We start from the raw sequence: 13351 nt of genomic DNA, 5'->3' as shown, positions 1-13351 counted from the left end.
TCACTCCTGGGTGTCGATGAAGACGTTCTTGACCTCGGTGAACCCGGCCAGGGCGTCCGGCCCCAGCTCGCGGCCCAACCCGGACTGCTTGAACCCGCCGAAGGGCGTCGAGTACCGCACCGACGAGTGCGAGTTGACCGACAGGTTCCCGGCCTGCACGCCGCGCGCGACCCGCAGCGCCCGGCCGACGTCGCGGGTCCAGATCGAGCCGGACAGGCCGTACTCGGTGTCGTTGGCCAGCCGCAGCGCGTCCGCCTCGTCGGTGAACGGGACCACGGAGACGACCGGCCCGAACACCTCCTCCGCCCAAGCCGGGTACTGCCCCGGCCCCAACACCGTCGGCGGGAACCAGAAGCCGGGGCCGTCGGGCGCGGACCCGCGGAAGGCCACCGGCGCGCCGTCGACGTAGGCCTGGACCCGGTCGCGGTGCGCGGCGGAGATCAACGGCCCCATCTCGGTCGCGGCGTCCGCGGGCGCGCCGACGACGACCCCGCGCACGGCGGTCTCGAACTCGGCCATGAACGCGTCGTACGCGGACCGCTCGACCAGGATCCGCGACCGCGCGCAGCAGTCCTGACCGGCGTTGTCGAACACCGCGTACGGCGCCGTGGCGGCGGCTTTCGCCAGGTCGGCGTCGGCGAAGATGATGTTCGCGCTCTTGCCGCCGAGCTCGAGGGTCACCCGCTTCACCTGGTCGGCGCACCCGGCCATGATCTGCTTGCCGACCCTGGTGGAGCCGGTGAACACGACCTTGCGCACGGCGGGGTGGGTCACGAACCGCTGCCCGACGACGTCGCCGCGACCGGGGAGGACCTGGAAGACGTCCTCCGGGATGCCCGCGGCACGGGCGAGTTCGGCGAGGCGCAGCGCGGTCAGCGGGGTCAGCTCGGCGGGCTTGAGGACCACGGTGTTGCCCGCGGCGAGCGCGGGCGCGAACCCCCACGCCGCGATCGGCATCGGGAAGTTCCACGGCACGATGATCCCGACAACCCCCAGCGGCTCGGCGAAGGTGATGTCTACGCCGCCCGCGACCGGGATCTGCCTACCGAACAACCGCTCCGGTGCGGCCGAGTAGTAGTAGAGGACGTCACGGGCGTTGCCCGCCTCCCAGCGCGCGTTGCCGATCGTGTGCCCGGCGTTGGCGACCTCCAACCGGGCCAAGTGCTCCGAGTCGTCGTCGACCAGGTCCGCGAACCGCCGCAACAACCGCCCCCGGTCGGCAGGCGCCACGTCCCGCCACGCCGGGAACGCCGCGGCCGCCCGCTCGATGGCCCGGTCGGCCTCCTCGAGGCCCGCGAGGTCCACGCTCGCGATGACCTGCTCAGTCGCCGGGTTGACGACGTCGAACGAGGTCATCAGCGGTCTCCCTTTCGCTCAAGCACAGCACTGGACAGCGCGGCCATCAGCGGCCACCTCGTCGCTCGTGGGCGGCCTTGACCAGGGCGCCGAACAGCCGCACGTCGTCGGCGTTCTGCTCCGGGTGCGACTGCATGGCCACCACGAACCGGCGGCCCGGGAGTTCCAGCGCCTCCACCGTTCCGTCCTGTGCGTGGGCCACCACCTGCAGCCCCTCGGCCACCCGGTCGACCGACTGGTGGTGGTGGCACAGCGCCGAGACCGACTCGCCGAGGACCTGGGCGAGCAGCGATCCCGGTGTCACCGACAGCTCCGTCTTGCCGAAGGAGGCCACGTGCGGCAGGTGGTCGTTGGTCCCCACGACCTCCGGCAGGTGCTGGTGCAGCGTGCCGCCGAGAGCCACGTTCAGCACGTGCAACCCCCGGCACACGGCCACGGTCGGCAGGTCCATCTCGAGGGCGGCGCGCAGCAGCGCGAACTCCGAGGTGTCGCGCAGGGGTTGGGGGGTGCCGGTGGTCGGGTGGGGTGGTTGGCCGTAGCGGGCCGGGTCGACGTCGGCGCCGCCCGCCAGGACCAGGCCGTCGAGCCAGTCCAGGGTGGCGGGGCGCCAGTCGCCGATCGGGGAGAGCAGGACGGGGTTGCCGCCCGCGGCGCGGACCGCGTCGAGGTAGTCGCGGTGCAGGACGGCGGCGTCGGTCTCCCAGACCCCGAAGGTGGCGTGCTCCAGGTAGGTGGTGATGCCGATGACCGGTGGACGGTCAGAGACGTTCGAAGCCACGCACGCGCTCCCAGTCGGTGACGGCCGAGTCGAAGGCCCGCAGTTCGACCGCCGCCGCGTTGCGGTAGTGGTCGACCACGTCCGCGCCGAACTCCTCGACCGCGACGGAACTCGCCGCGAGCAGGTCCGCCGCGGCGTGCAGAGTGGCCGGGACACGGGGTTTCGCCGCAGTGTAAGCGTTACCGGTGACGGCCTCCTCCAGCGGCAGCTCCTCGTCCACCCCGCGTAACCCGGCGGCAATCATGGCGGCCACGGCCAGGTACGGGTTCACGTCACCACCGGGTACCCGGTTCTCCACGCGCAGCGACTGCCCGTGCCCGACCACGCGCAGCGCGCAGGTGCGGTTGTCCACTCCCCACGCGAGCGCGGTCGGGGCGAACGAGCCGTCGGCGAAGCGCTTGTAGGAGTTGATGTTCGGCGCGAAGAAGTAGGTCAGCTCGCGCAGGTACGCCAGCTGCCCGGCGATGAAGCGGCGCATCAGCGGTGCGAACCCGTACTCGCCGTCACCGGCCATGACCGGGGTGCCGTCGGCGTCGCGCAGGCTCAGGTGGATGTGGCAGGAGTTGCCCTCGCGCTGGTCGTACTTGGCCATGAAGGTCAGGCTGTGCCCGAGCGCGGCCGCGATCTCCTTGGCGCCGGTCTTGTAGACGCTGTGGTTGTCGCACGTGGTGAGCGCGTCGGCGTAGCGGAACGCGATCTCGTGCTGGCCCGGGTTGCACTCGCCCTTGGCGGATTCGACGTACATCCCGGCGCCCGCCATGCCGTTGCGGATCGCGCGCAGCACCGGTTCGACCCTGCCGGTGCCCAGCAGCGAGTAGTCCACGTTGTACTGGTTGGCCGCGGTCAGGTCCCGGTAGCCCGCGCGCCAGGCCTGCTCGTAGGTGTCGGTGAAGAGCATGAACTCCAGCTCGGTGCCGACGAAGGCGGTGAGGCCGCGCTCGGCGAGGCGGTCGAGTTGGCGGCGCAGGATCTGCCGGGGCGAGACGGTGACCGGGCCGCCCTCGACGAGTTCCACATCGGCCAGGACCAGGGCGGTGGACTCGTGCCAGGGGATCAGCCGCAGCGTGGACAGGTCCGGGCGCAGCACGAAGTCGCCGTAGCCGTCCTCCCACGAGGACGAGCGGTACCCGGCGACGGTGTTCATCTCCACGTCGACGGCGAGCAGGTAGTCGCACGCCTCGGTGGCGTGGTCGACGACCTCGTCGAGGAAGAACCGGGCGGTGACCCGCTTGCCCTGCAACCGGCCCTGCATGTCGGTGATGGCGACCAGCACGGTGTCGACCGCGCCGGACTCGACCAGCTCGCGCAGCCGCCCCAGCGGCATCCCGGTGTCGCCCACAACCCGACCTCCTGTCACGAGCACCCCGCCGCAAAGGACCAGCATCTGACCATTGGCGGGCTATCTCGAGCATGCTGTCAGCGGTCGGGGGTGTGCGCAACCGCCAGATCGGGACAGCCGCGGCGCCCGGATTCGACAACCCGGCCGCAGATCGCGTCGATCGGTCACCGTGCGCAGCCAGCAGGGCCGCGCCAATGGCCCTTGACCAGCTGGGTAGCGCAGATCACACTTGTTGGTCCAGCAATGGAGCGCGACCAGTCCATTGGAGGACTCATGCCCGACCAGTCCGACCAGTCCCCCACCCACTCCCCCGGCGCCAACGACGACCAAGCCAGGCTGCACGCACTGGGCTACGCCCAGGAACTGCGCCGCTCGCTGTCGGGCTTCAACAACTTCGCGGTGTCGTTCACGATCATCTCGATCCTGTCCGGCTGCCTGACGCTCTACGGGTTCGGCATGAAGACCGGCGGCCCGGCGGCGATGATCTGGGGCTGGCCGCTGGTCGGGCTCTTCGTGGTGCTGGTCGGGCTCGGCATGGCGGAGGTGTGCTCGAGCTACCCCACCGCGGGTGGCCTCTACTACTGGGCGGCGAAGCTGGCCAAGCGCAACGCCCCCGCGTGGGCGTGGTTCACCGGCTGGTTCAACCTGGTCGGGCAGGTGGCGGTCACCGCGGGCATCGACTTCGGCGCGGCGCTGTTCCTCAACGCGTTCCTGGACCTGCAGTTCGGCTTCGCCGCGACCCCCGGGCACACGGTCCTGCTGCTGGCGATCATCCTGCTGGCGCACGCGCTGCTGAACACCTTCGGCGTGCGGGTCGTGGCGGTGCTCAACACGATCAGCGTGTGGTGGCACCTGCTCGGCGTGCTCGCGATCGTGGTCGTGCTCGCGGTCGTGCCGGACAAGCACCAGGACGCGTCGTTCGTGTTCGGCGAGTTCGCCAACCAGACCGGGTGGACCTCACCGCTCTACGTGTTCCTGTTGGGACTCCTGCTCGCGCAGTACACCCTGACCGGCTACGACGCGTCCGCGCACATGACCGAGGAGACCCGCGGCGCCGCGGTGGCCGGGCCGCGCGGGATCGTCACCTCCATCCTGGTCTCGCTGGCCGCCGGGTGGGTGCTGCTGATCGGGCTGACCTTCGCCGTCCAGGACTACGACGGCGCGGTGAACTCAGCGACCGGGGTGCCGCCCGCGCAGGTGTTCATCGACGCGGTTGGACTTGCGACCGGCAAGGTGCTGTTGCTGATCTGCATTGGGGCGCAACTGTTCTGCGGGATGGCCGCGGTGACCGGCAACTCGCGGATGATTTACGCCTTCGCCCGCGACGGCGCCATCCCGGGTTCGCGGGTGTGGCACCGGATCAACAAGCGCACCAGGACGCCGACGAATTCCGTGTGGTTGGCGGCGGTGGGAGCGTTCCTACTGGCGGTGCCGTACCTGTGGAGCTACACCGCCTACGCCGCGGTCACCTCGATCGCGGTGGTCGGGCTCTACACGGCTTACGTCATCCCGATCTACCTGCGGGTGCGCGCGGGCGAGGACTTCGAGCGCGGCCCGTGGCACCTCGGCCGCTGGGGCCGTCCTATTGGGATAGTCGCGACGATCTGGGTCGGGTTCATCTTCGTGCTGTTCATGTTGCCGCAGGTCTACCCGGTGACGTGGGAATCGCTCAACTACACGCCGATCGCGTTCGCCGTGGTGCTCGGCGGGGCGGCGCTGTGGTGGATAGTGTCGGCGCGCAAGTGGTTCACCGGCCCGAAAGTGCAGGGCGACGCGGCCGAGTTGGCGGCGGTGGAACGGGACCTGGCCATCGACTGAACGCGGGCGGACGGGGAAGAACTGGGAAACGGGAAAATCCGCACCGCCGCGCCGTCTTGTCAGGTTCACGGTGGTTAACAAATACTGACAACGTTCCACGCGACGCCGAACACCGCTCAACCAACCGGAGAACCCCAACGAGGGCTGGGGATCCGGGGACCCTGCACCGAGTGAGGTGACCGCGTCGCGCGACCGCCCCTGCGGGTCTGGGGAACACGTGGCGACGGCGGTGGGCGTGCACAACCCCCACCGCCGCGCCCTCCCGCACGAGCGACCCGCACCCGAGCCAGCCCGGCCAGGAGCCCGACCGCATTGCGGCTCCAGTTGGCGTGGGGGCCACCGCCTTCCGCACGGGCGTGTGGCCCCCACTGCCAGTTCCGCCGGTCCCGCCGCGTTCCGCTCGTTCTCGTTCCGCATGTTCCGCTTGTTCCGCCGAACAAAGTCGATTGTGACCACGAGCACACCCGTTGTACTTTCGAGTAGCTTTCGACCGGTCCACACCAGGTCGGAGGAAACCCATGCCAATAAACCGAAAACGGCTCGGGCCACTCGCGCTCGCGATCACCCTCGTGGTCGGCGGCGCGCACACGGCGAGCGCGGCCCAAGGGGACGACTTCTACACACCACCGGCAACATTGCCCGCGCACAACGGCGACCTGGTGCGCACCCAGCCCGCGCAGTTCTACCTGGACCCGGCCCGGTTGATCCGCGCGGACGGGACGGTCACCCGGGTCATGTACCGGTCCACCGACCGCACCGGAACGCCTATCGCGGTCACCGGCACCGTCATCACACCGCGCAAGGCGTGGGGCGGTCCCGGTGAACGACCTGTGATCGGGTACGCGGCGGGCACGCAGGGCCTGGGCGACCAGTGCGCGCCGTCGCGGCAACTGGCGGCCGGGATGGAGTACGAGGGGCCGTTCGTGGCCGGGTTGTTGGCCAGGGGCTGGGCGGTCGCGCTGACCGACTACCAGGGGCTGGGCACGCCGGGCGGGCACACGTACATGAGCCGGGTCGTGCAGGGCACCGCGGTGCTGGACTCGATCCGGGCGGCCAGGCAACTGCCGGAACTGCCGGATCGGGGGCCGGTCGCGGTCGTCGGGTATTCACAGGGCGGCGGGGCTGCCGCGTCGGCGGCGGAGTTGGCAAGTGGGTACGCGCCGGAGTTGGACCTGCGGGGCGTGTCGGCGGGCGCGGTCCCGGCCGATCTCGCCGACGTCGGCAAGGCGCTCGACGGCAGCTTGTACGCCGCGTTCGTCGGGTACGCGGTGGCCGGGTTGGAGGCGTCCTACGGCATCGACGCCAGCGCGTACCTCAACGACCGGGGCAAGCGGTTCCTGGCCGACATCAAGGGGCAGTGCCTGTTCGAGTCGATCCCGGAGTACGCCTTCGCCAGGACGTCGGCGTTCACCCTGGACGGGCGGCCGCTGGACAGGCTGCTGGCCGAGGAGCCGTTCCGCACGATCGTCGCCGAGCAGGTGCTCGGCAAGCGCAAGCCCGCGGTCCCGGTGCTGGTCACGCACTCGCTGCTCGACGACGTGATCCCGTACGCGACCGGGCGGGCGCTGGTGGACCGGTGGTGCGGGCAGGGCGCGAACGTGCGGTTCGCGACCAACCTGGCACCCACCCATGTGGGTGGCGCGGTGGCGGCCTACCCGGAGGCCTACGCCTTCCTGGAGGCGCGGTTCGCCGGTCGGGCGCAGCGCTCGACCTGCTGAGACCGGGCGGGGCGTGAAAACCCGGTGCGCACCCCTGGGATACTGGTCCCCTGAGATGAGGAGGTGCCAGGGTGGCGCACGGGGATGTCGGGCTGGAACTGGGGGCACGGGTGGCCGAGGCGCTGCGGCGCGGGCTCGGCCTGGAGATCACCCCGGACGAGGCCGTCATCCGACCGTCCACCCGGGAGGGCGCCGACTACCAGGCGAACGCGGCGATGAGCCTGGCCAAGAAGCTCGGCAAGCCGCCGCGCGAGGTGGCCCAGGTCATCGTCGACCACCTCGACTCGGCCGACATGCTCGAGCCGCCGGAGATCGCGGGCCCCGGGTTCATCAACCTGCGGTTGCGCGAGGAGTGGCTGACCGCCCGGGTCGCCGCCCTGCTGGGTGACACCCGGCTGGGGGTGCCGGTGGTGGCGCAGCCGCGCCGGTTCGCGCTGGACTACTCCAGCCCGAATGTGGCCAAGGAGATGCACATCGGGCACCTGCGGTCGGCGATCATCGGCGACGCGGTGCTGCGGCTGCTGCGCTTCAGCGGGCACGAGGTGGTGCCGCACAACCACCTCGGCGACTGGGGCACGCCGTTCGGGATGCTCATCGAGCACCTCGTCGACGAGGGGCACGGCACCGACGGCGGGATCAGCGACCTCAACCGGTTCTACCAGGAGGCGCGGCAGAAGTTCGACGCCGACCCGGCCTTCGCCGACCGGGCGCGGGCGCGGGTGGTGGCGCTGCAGGGCGGCGACGAGGCGACGCTGACGCTGTGGCGGGCGCTGGTCGAGGAGTCCACCCGGCACTTCCAGAAGGTCTACGAGCTGCTCGGGATCTCGCTCACGCCAGCGGACGTGTACGGGGAGAGCTTCTACAACCCCTACCTGGACACGGTGATCGACGAGCTGACGGCCAAGGGGCTCACCGAGATCAGCGACGGCGCGGTGTGCGTGTTCCCGCCGGGGTTCAGCAACCGCGAGGGCGAGCCGCTGCCGCTGATCGTGCGCAAGAGCGACGGCGGGTACGGCTACGCGGCGACCGACCTGGCGACCGTGCGGTACTGGATCACCGAGCGCGGGATGACCGACCTGCTCTACGCGGTGGGCACCCCGCAGGCGCAGCACTTCGCGATGATCTTCGCGGCGTCCCGGCAGGCGGGGTACCTGCAGCCGGAGCACTCGACCGTCCACATCGGATTCGGCACGATCCTCGGCGAGGACGGCAAGACGATCCGGACCAGGGCTGGCGGTTCGGTGAAACTGGTCGAGCTGCTGCAGGAAGCCGTTGAGCAGGCGGCGAAAACGGTCGCCGAGCGGTCCTCTTTGGACGCGGAGCGGCAGGCGGACGTGGCGCGGGCGGTGGGCATCGGCGCGGTGAAGTACGCCGACCTGGCCAACGACCGGGAGAAGGACTACGTGTTCACCTGGTCGCGCATGCTGGCCAAGGAGGGCAACACCTCGGTCTACCTGCAATACGCCAACGCCCGGTGCCAATCGGTGCTGCGCAAGGCGGGCGACGCGCGCTTCGGCGACATCGAGGTAACCGCGCCTGCCGAGCGGGCCCTGCTGGTGAAGCTGCTCCAACTGCCCGCCGCCATCTCCGCGGCGGCGCACGGCTACGCCCCGCACAAGCTCACCGGCTACCTCTACGACCTGGCGTCGACGTTCACCGCGTTCTACGACAGCTGCCCGATCCTGCGCCCGGACGTGCCCGCGTCAGTGCGCGGTTCCCGGCTGGCGCTGACCAAGATCACCTCCGATGTCCTGGTGCTCGGGTTGGACCTGCTGGGCATCGCCGCGCCGACCGAGCTCTAGTCGCTGGCTTGCCTGTAGCGGTGGGTAACGGCATTGTGACCGGGTGACAATCGCCGAACAGGTCGTGCTCCTCGACGACGCGGGCAACAGCATCGGCACGGCGGACAAGGCCACCGTGCACCACGAGCACACCCCGCTGCACCTCGCCTTCTCCAGCTACCTCTTCGACGCCGACGGCCGCTTCCTGATCACCCGCCGGGCGCTGACGAAGAAGACGTGGCCGGGCATCTGGACCAACTCCTGCTGCGGCCACCCGGCCCCCGGCGAGTCCCCGGTCGACGCGGTCTCGCGCAGGCTGGTGGACGAGCTGGGGTTGCCGGGCCCGCACAAGGTCGAGCTCATCCTGCCCGCGTTCCGCTACCGGGCGGTGATGCCGGACGGGATCGTGGAACACGAGATGTGCCCGGTGTACCGGGTGCTGGTCGACACCGAACCCGCCCCGAACCCGGCGGAGGTCGACTCGGTCCGCTGGCTGGCGTGGGGGGACTTCCTGGAGGAGGTCCGCACCGGGGAGCTCGACATCTCCCCCTGGTGCGTGCTCCAACTGACCGAACTCGTCCCCCTCGGCGACCCGCTCAAGTGGCCCACGGGCGACCCCTCCGAACTCCCGCCAGTGCTTCGCTAGCCTCCCCTCACCGCCAGGCGGCGCCGTTCGGTGCCGCCTGCCTCTCTTCACCCCTTCACTCTTCGGAGTGAACTTCCGTTGCTGGCTGCGGCTTTCCGCCAGCTCTCCCTGGTCGCGGTTATCCACAACCTGCGCGGCTGTCCACAGCTTTTCGCCGGACCCCTTTTCGGGGTTGACACCCGGTAGACTGGCACCGGGGCCGCCCCCCGGAGAGGGTGGGGGCTGGGGTACGCGGGGTGGGTCTCCGCTTGCGGTAGAGGCCAGCGGGCGAAAGCGTTGCCCCGTAGTTCCAGGTCGCTTGGTTCGGCGGTTCTGGGCGCCACTACCAGCCACGTTGTGACGGGTGCGCAAGGGCCACAATCGTTCGCAGCACTGGTGGCTGCTCGCAAGGCTTCGGGGAGGGGCTGGACCAACGAGAAGAACCCCCGCAGTGAAACAGCACTGAGCCGCTGACCCCGTAGCCCGGTTCGGCGTCTCCAAAACGCCACTGCCGGGTCGCTCCTCCCCCGGCAAGCCGTCTTGCGGCTGGTGCGCCAAGGTCGCCATGGTCCGCAGCACTCGCGGCCGCCCGTAAGACTTCGGCGAAACCCACTTCAGGGCGACACAGACCAACTGGCGTCGGGGAGGCCCGAGAGGGACCCCTGCAATCGAGCCGCGACAAAATACCCTGCGGGCACGGCAACATGGTGAGCCACTGACCTCGTAGCTCCAGCTCGCCCGGTTCGGCGTCTCCTAGGCGCCGCTGGGACTCTGCACGGCCAGCGACGTTGCGGCGGGTGCGCCAAGGTCGCAATTGCCCGCAGCACTGGCGGCTGTTCACAGGACCTCGGCGACGAAGGCGGGCGGAACCGCATTGCGAGCGTGGCCCGCACAGCACGATGAGCCGCTGCCTCGTCATTTCAGGTCGCCCCGTTCGGCACTACTGAGCACCACCGTCGGGTGAACCTTCCACGACCAGCGGCGTTGTGGCCACGTTTCCCGAGGTGACAGTTATCCACAACGCTCGCGGCTATCCACAGGTTTTCGGCGGAGCCCTTTTCGGGGTTGACACCGGGTAGACTGGCATCGGGGACGCCCCCCGGAGAGGGTGGGGGCTGGGGTGCGCGAGGTGGGCCTCCGGCGGTGGGGCGGCGAGACGGGGTGCAACTGCTGCTGGCTCGACGGGGGAAGAGGTGCCGTGACCGCAGCGCGTCACCCTGGGCGCATGGGGAGGGGTGGCGGGGGCAAGGGGAGCGTGGTTGGCGCGCCGGGGTGAGGCCCAGGTGCCGCGGTGTCGGTGAGCGGGCGGACCGGGGTCTGTTTGGGTGGTGGGGAGGGGAAAGGGGGGAAGAAAGTCGGGAGTTGGTGGTGATTTCCGGCTGAAAGGGGGCGGATGCGGGCAAATCACGCGCCACCAGTCCGGGGAGTTGCCTACCTTGGGGGATGTGAAGATCCTCTTCAGCAGTCTGCCCGCACACGGGCACACCTATCCCCAACTGCCGCTGGCCATCGCGGCCAAGGCGGCTGGGCACGAGATCACGTACGCCACCTGGGAGACCTTCCACCCCCCGCTCGCCGCGCTGGGGTTCGAGACCGTCAACGCGGGCGGTGACATGGCCGGGGCGTTCACCGAGGTCATCGCGGGGCGCGACTTCCAGGAGTTGACGCAGGAGGAGATTTCCGGGATCGCGATGCGGGTGTTCGGCGACATCCTGCCGCGGGCGGCGATCGCGGACCTGGGGGCGTTGTTCGAGCACCGGCGGTTCGACCTGGTCGTGCACGAGTCGGCCGCGATCGGGGCTGCCATCGCGGCGAAGTTGGCCGGGATCCCGGCGGTGGGGCACGGGATCAGCAAGCCCGTCGCGCTGGACCACATGCCCGCGTTGAAGAACCTGCTGCCCGACCTCGCCGCCGAGTTCGGGGTGGCGTTCAGCGAGCGGACCGGGTTCGGCAGCCCGTACCTCGACATCTACCCGGAGTCGTTGCAGGAACCGGCGGAGCTCATCGACAGGCGGGTGCCGCTGCGGCCGGTGGCGTTCGCCGAGCCGAGCGAGTTGCCCGCGATCGCGACGTCCGGGGCCGGGAAGCTGATCTACCTGACCCTGGGGACCGCGTTCGGCAACCCGGCCGTGCTGCGCGCGGCGATCGACGGGCTCGCCGCGACCGGGAACCGGGTCGTGGTGGCCACCGGGCCGACGGTCGAGGTGGCGGCGTTGGGTGAGCCGCCCGCGAACGTGACCGTGCTGCCGTGGGTCGCCCAGGCCGAACTGCTGCCGCACGTCGACCTGGTCGTGCACCACGGCGGGTCGGGCACCACGCTCGGCTCGGCGGCCGCGGGGGTCAAGCAGCTGTTCATCCCCCAGGGCGCCGACCAGTTCGTCAACGCCGAGACGTTCACCAACGCCGGGGCCGCCCGCCAACTCCTCGGCGCCGACGTCACCCCGGAAGCCCTCACCGAGGCCGCGAAGGACGTCCTCGCCGACGACAGCATCACGAAGGTCGTCACCGCCCTGGCCGAGGAGATCGCCGCGATGCCGAGCCCGGAGGAGATCGCCAAACGCCTGCCGGAGTGGGCATAGACAGGTGGCCCCTCACCGCGTTCCGGTGAGGGGCCACTCGTCCTCGGTCTACTTCTTCACGGTCAGGTCAACCGCGATCGTGTTGCCCGCGCTGGTCACCAGCGGGGCGATCATGCCGTTCAGCGGGCCGCAGCCGCTGACCTTGCCGATGTCGTAGGTGCCGGTGAGCTTGCCGCCAGCCAGCACGTCGAACGGGCCCGCGGACTTCAGGGCCAGGTCGGACGGGGTCACGGTCTTGCAGGTGGTGCCCTGGTAGACGGAGAGGCCGAAGATCGCGATCTTGGTGAGGGTGATGTCGAGCTTGCCCGCGAAGGTGATCGCGCCGGTCGCCACCGTGCCGCCCGCGGCGCCGACCTGGGCGAAGGCGATGTTCGCGGCGGCGGGCAGGAAGCCGAGGATCTTGAACTTGCCGCTGGTCGGGTTCAGCGCCAGGGCGCCGGTGTACTTGCCCGCGGCCAGGTCGGCCTCAGCGCTGAACGCGCCGGAGAGCGGGACGGAACCGTTGAGGGCCTTGAGGGTTGAACTGCCCTTGAGGTCGTAGCCGATCTTCACGCCACCACCGGGCGGCTGGGTCGTGGTCGTGGGCTGGGTCGTCGTGGTCGTCGGGGTGGTCGTGGTCGTCGGGGTGGTCGTGGTCGTCGTCGGCTGCGTGGTGGTCGTTGTGGTCGTCGGCTGCGTGGTGGTGGTGCCGCCGGTGATCTCGAAGGTGTGCAGGGTGTTGTCCTGGCCCGGGTTGAGCGTGCACGGCGAGTCGAAAGTGCCCAGGCCGGTGGCGGTGCCGTCGGCCTTCTTCGGGGTCAGGGTGAGGGTCAACCCGTTGACGGTGATCGTCGCCCGCCCGGGTTGGCTGAAGGTCAGCGACGGCGTCTGGCCGGTCGCCTTGACGTCGAACGGGCCGGCGGTGGGGACCGGGGTCTTCTCGACGGTGATCGGCGCGTTCACCGGGAGGGTGACCCCGGGGGCGGTGACGGTGGCGGCCGAGACCGCCGTGCCCTCCACGGTCGCGGCGCCGACCAGGCTCAGGCCCTGGGTCGCGGTGTCCGGGACGGTGGTGATCGCGGTGATGTCGAACGCCCCGGTCGGCTGGCCGACGCCGATGGTGTCCGGGATGTCGGTGCTGATCACGACCTTGATCGCCTGGTTGCCGATCAGCGGGAACGGGCAGGTGTAGTTCAGCGTGAGCGACACCGGGCTCGCGGCACTGGAGCCGGTGCCCAGCAGCAGTCCGGTCGTCACCAGCGCGGCCGCGGTGGTGGCCACCGCCAACCTCGTGGAGTACTTCGCAGGATTCACGCGCATTCCTTCCTCGGGTGGACAACGGCCCGGGACAACCAGCGAAAGCCGCAGTTCGGCCACG

The 13351-nt window shown here is 70.3% G+C and carries 9 protein-coding genes; 5 read left to right on the top strand and 4 right to left on the bottom strand.

Annotated elements, in window-relative coordinates:
* Genes LV75_RS09855 through LV75_RS09845 form a run of 3 tightly spaced genes read right to left on the bottom strand, consistent with a single transcriptional unit; the run spans position 1 to position 3458 of the window.
* A complete protein-coding gene (locus tag LV75_RS09855) occupies positions 1 to 1356 on the bottom strand; it encodes an aldehyde dehydrogenase family protein (RefSeq protein ID WP_253886509.1) in 1356 nt (451 codons plus the stop codon).
* A gap of 46 nt (positions 1357 to 1402) precedes the next feature.
* A complete protein-coding gene (locus LV75_RS09850; RefSeq protein WP_253886508.1) occupies positions 1403 to 2134 on the bottom strand; it encodes a gamma-glutamyl-gamma-aminobutyrate hydrolase family protein in 732 nt (243 codons plus the stop codon).
* Positions 2115 to 3458 (bottom strand): glutamine synthetase family protein, encoded by a 1344-nt coding sequence (locus tag LV75_RS09845; protein ID WP_253886888.1) that lies wholly within the window; start codon positions 3456 to 3458, stop codon positions 2115 to 2117. Before LV75_RS09845 ends, LV75_RS09850 begins: the two co-directional genes overlap by 20 nt.
* A gap of 288 nt (positions 3459 to 3746) precedes the next feature.
* On the opposite strand from LV75_RS09845, the gene LV75_RS09840 reads away from it, so the two are divergent.
* The 5 genes from LV75_RS09840 (at position 3747) to LV75_RS09820 (ending at position 11994) form a co-directional block, all read left to right on the top strand.
* Positions 3747 to 5291 carry an amino acid permease gene (locus tag LV75_RS09840; RefSeq protein ID WP_253886507.1) on the top strand — a complete coding sequence of 515 codons (1545 nt, stop codon included), beginning with the start codon at positions 3747 to 3749 and terminating at the stop codon, positions 5289 to 5291.
* Between the two features lie 518 nt (positions 5292 to 5809).
* Positions 5810 to 7009, top strand: a complete 1200-nt coding sequence (locus LV75_RS09835) for a lipase family protein (protein ID WP_253886506.1) — start codon at positions 5810 to 5812, stop codon at positions 7007 to 7009.
* Between the two features lie 71 nt (positions 7010 to 7080).
* Positions 7081 to 8811 (top strand): arginine--tRNA ligase, encoded by a 1731-nt coding sequence (gene argS / locus LV75_RS09830; RefSeq protein WP_253886505.1) that lies wholly within the window; start codon positions 7081 to 7083, stop codon positions 8809 to 8811.
* 43 nt (positions 8812 to 8854) lie between these two features.
* Positions 8855 to 9436 carry an isopentenyl-diphosphate Delta-isomerase gene (gene idi / locus LV75_RS09825; protein WP_253886504.1) on the top strand — a complete coding sequence of 194 codons (582 nt, stop codon included), beginning with the start codon at positions 8855 to 8857 and terminating at the stop codon, positions 9434 to 9436.
* 1424 nt (positions 9437 to 10860) lie between these two features.
* Positions 10861 to 11994: a glycosyltransferase gene (locus LV75_RS09820; RefSeq protein WP_253886503.1), complete on the top strand. Its 1134-nt coding sequence runs from the start codon at positions 10861 to 10863 to the stop codon at positions 11992 to 11994.
* 48 nt (positions 11995 to 12042) lie between these two features.
* Here the strand turns inward: LV75_RS09820 and LV75_RS09815 are convergent, their stop codons facing one another.
* A complete protein-coding gene (locus LV75_RS09815; RefSeq protein ID WP_253886502.1) occupies positions 12043 to 13287 on the bottom strand; it encodes a DUF6801 domain-containing protein in 1245 nt (414 codons plus the stop codon).
* Positions 13288 to 13351: the final 64 nt, after the last annotated feature.

Origin of the sequence: Actinokineospora diospyrosa (assembly GCF_024171925.1) — a bacterium.
Taxonomy (GTDB): Bacteria; Actinomycetota; Actinomycetes; order Mycobacteriales; family Pseudonocardiaceae; genus Actinokineospora; species Actinokineospora diospyrosa.
This window is presented reverse-complemented; position numbering and strand designations above follow the sequence as displayed.

Bases quoted from the DNA above. Each gene is read 5' to 3' on its own strand.
- LV75_RS09855 (WP_253886509.1), bottom strand. From the start codon at position 1,356: ATGACCTCGTTCGACGTCGTCAACCCGGCGACTGAGCAGGTCATCGCG.
- LV75_RS09835 (WP_253886506.1), top strand. From the start codon at position 5,810: ATGCCAATAAACCGAAAACGGCTCGGGCCACTCGCGCTCGCGATCACC.
- LV75_RS09840 (WP_253886507.1), top strand. From the start codon at position 3,747: ATGCCCGACCAGTCCGACCAGTCCCCCACCCACTCCCCCGGCGCCAAC.
- LV75_RS09845 (WP_253886888.1), bottom strand. From the start codon at position 3,458: ATGCCGCTGGGGCGGCTGCGCGAGCTGGTCGAGTCCGGCGCGGTCGAC.